Genomic DNA, 2826 nt, shown 5'->3' on the forward strand with positions numbered 1-2826 from the left:
ATGACCGAGCGTTGCACTTACTTATCTGAATTCGCAAGCAACGATAATATCGTCGCCTAGATCATTTCGGTCATCGTCGTTGTTCTCTTTAATTATCAATGTCCACGCGTTATAAGCGTAGCTGCTAAAAAAACCGGCCTAATCAATTTAATTCACTTGCCACTTTTGCTGCACCTTGTAAGGTTTAATCCTATTTTCCCTTTAACTCTAACAGGTCAGGCGTTAATGGCGCAGCCTGAAGCAGGTGCTTAGAATGAAAATAGTTGGACTCGTGGGCTGGCGTGGCATGGTTGGCTCAGTACTCATGCAGCGCATGAGCGAAGAGCGCGATTTTGATGTGATTCGCCCGGTATTCTTCTCGACTTCTCAGCACGGCCAGGCCGCGCCGGAGTTTGGCGGGCGCTCGGCAGGCACGCTGCAGGATGCGTTTGATATTGAAGCGCTGAAAGCGCTAAATATCATCATCACCTGCCAGGGTAGCGATTACACCAGCGACATCTATCCTAAGCTGCGCGCGGCGGGCTGGAACGGCTACTGGATTGATGCGGCTTCCACTCTGCGGATGAAAGAAGATGCCATTATCATCCTCGACCCGGTCAACCATAAGGTGATTCGCGACGGCCTTGATAAAGGGATTAAAACCTTCGTCGGCGGCAACTGCACCGTCAGCCTGATGCTGATGTCGCTGGGCGGCCTGTTTGAAAACGATCTGATTGAGTGGGCATCAGTGGCGACCTATCAGGCGGCTTCTGGCGGCGGCGCGCGCCATATGCGCGAGCTGCTGACCCAGATGGGCATGCTGCACAATCACGTGGCAAAAGATCTGCAGGATCCGGCTTCTGCCATCCTCAATATCGAACGCAAAGTCACCGAACTGAGCCGCACTGGCGTGCTGCCAACCGATAACTTCGGCGTGCCGCTGGCGGGCAGTCTGATCCCGTGGATCGACAAGCAGCTGGATAACGGCCAGACGCGTGAAGAGTGGAAAGGGCAGGCGGAAACCAACAAAATTCTGCGTACCAGCAGCGTGATCCCGGTGGATGGTCTGTGCGTGCGCGTCGGTGCGCTGCGCTGCCACAGCCAAGCATTTACACTGAAGCTGAAAAAAGATGTGCCGCTGGGCGAGATTGAGCAGATACTAGCTTCCCACAATAAATGGGTAAAAGTGGTGCCAAACGACCATGAGATCTCCATGCATGAACTGACGCCAGCCGCCGTGACCGGCACGCTGAACACCCCTGTCGGCCGCCTGCGTAAGATAAACATGGGGTCGGAGTATCTCTCTGCCTTCACCGTGGGCGATCAGCTGCTGTGGGGCGCGGTCGAGCCGCTGCGCCGCATGTTACGCCTGTTGGTCGGCTAAAAGTTGTGACGCTTCCCCCGTTTTGATGCGGGGGAAGATGTCACCCTGTATCTGAGTGCTCCAGGATTTTTCACTAAAACTAGCTGTACCGGTACTCTCTTTTTCTGGCACTGTTGCAAAGATAAAGCATAGATATTTGCAAATCTGCTCGCGGTCTTCTTAATTGATGACATGATCCAGCCATCGCTGGCCTTTTCCCCCTGAAGGCACGACAGAAAAACGAAGGGATAACTCTTTGTAGAGAATAACAAAAATGGTTATCCGTGGCTTACTTGGAGCCATTACCGGGTCAATCCCGCTGGGGGCGTATGTCGTGAAACTGAAGTGTGTGGGCCATCGCCTCAACGAGCCGCCCAGACGACGTATTCTTCAGATGGTCCGGACATTAAGTTAACGCCTATGGGTATTTACCCCGCAGCGCATTTACCGCCGCGGGGCAGACGGATTAACCTTTGTTGGATGCCTGCACGTGCAGCATATCCAGCGCCAGACTGGCCGCCGCCAGCGCGGTGATATCAGACTGGTCGTAAGCTGGAGAGACTTCAACCAGATCCATCCCCACGATGTTCATACCCTGCAAACCGCGGATCAGCTTGCTGGCTTTATCACTGGTCAGGCCGCCGATCACCGGAGTGCCGGTGCCAGGCGCATGTGCCGGGTCAAGGCAGTCGATATCGAAAGTCAGGTAGATTGGCAGATCGCCAACAATCTGCTTCACCTGCGCCAGAATATCGTCGACGCTGTGATCGTTGATCTGCGCGGCATCCAGCACGTTAAAGCCCAGTGACTTATCAAACTGGGTACGGATACCGATCTGCACGGAATGTTCTGGTGAGATCAACCCTTCCTGCGGTGCCGTATAGAACATGGTGCCGTGGTCAAAGGTCGAGCCGTTAGAGTAGGTGTCGGTGTGCGCATCAAAATGCACCAGCGCCATCTTACCGAAGGTCTTGGCATGGGCGCGCAGCAGCGGCAGCGAAATATAGTGGTCACCGCCGAAGGTCAGCATACGCTTGCCGTTCGCCAGCAGCTTCTCAGCGTGCGCCAGCAGCTTGTCGCTCAGATCCTGCGAATCACCGAAAGCGTAAACTAGGTCGCCGCAGTCAATCACGTTCAGGCGCTGACGCAGGTTAAATTCCCACGGCCAGCGGCAGCCTTCCCACGCGAGATTGGTAGAGATCTGGCGGATAGCGCCGGGACCGAGGCGGCTGCCTGGGCGGCCGGAGGTTGCAGCATCAAACGGTACGCCGGTAATCACCCACTCAGCATCGCTGTCGTAGGGCTGGAAATTGACCGGGAAACGCATAAAACCAAAGGCGTTAGACACTAGCGAGTTATCGTACTGATTACCCAAGGTGGTATACATAGCTGTTCCTCTCTGACTGAGCAAAAAAGATAAAAAAATCCCCACCTCGTCGTTAGACCTGACGAAAAGGGATTGATTAAGGGCACTGTTGCAAAGA

Annotated in this window: 2 protein-coding genes and 1 pseudogene; 2 read left to right on the forward strand and 1 reads right to left on the reverse strand. The window is 54.4% G+C overall.

Going from position 1 to position 2826, the window contains the following annotated elements; translation table 11 throughout:
• The first annotated feature begins 253 nt into the window (after positions 1-253).
• Both asd and BBW68_RS20760 read left to right on the forward strand, forming a co-directional pair.
• The gene (asd, locus tag BBW68_RS11190; protein ID WP_070135425.1) at positions 254-1363 is read left to right on the forward strand and encodes an aspartate-semialdehyde dehydrogenase; all 1110 of its coding nucleotides are present in this window, start codon (positions 254-256) and stop codon (positions 1361-1363) included.
• A gap of 132 nt (positions 1364-1495) precedes the next feature.
• Positions 1496-1757, forward strand: a pseudogene (locus BBW68_RS20760) (IS4 family transposase); the annotation flags it as partial.
• Positions 1758-1808: 51 nt separating this feature from the next.
• Here BBW68_RS20760 and speB read toward each other — a convergent pair.
• A complete protein-coding gene (gene speB, locus BBW68_RS11195; protein WP_070135426.1) occupies positions 1809-2729 on the reverse strand; it encodes an agmatinase in 921 nt (306 codons plus the stop codon).
• Between the last annotated feature and the right edge of the window lie 97 nt (positions 2730-2826).

Source organism: Candidatus Erwinia dacicola (genome assembly GCF_001756855.1).
GTDB classification, from domain to species: Bacteria; Pseudomonadota; Gammaproteobacteria; order Enterobacterales; family Enterobacteriaceae; genus Erwinia; species Erwinia dacicola.

Bases quoted from the DNA above. Each gene is read 5' to 3' on its own strand.
- speB (WP_070135426.1), bottom strand. From the start codon at position 2,729: ATGTATACCACCTTGGGTAATCAGTACGATAACTCGCTAGTGTCTAAC.
- asd (WP_070135425.1), top strand. From the start codon at position 254: ATGAAAATAGTTGGACTCGTGGGCTGGCGTGGCATGGTTGGCTCAGTA.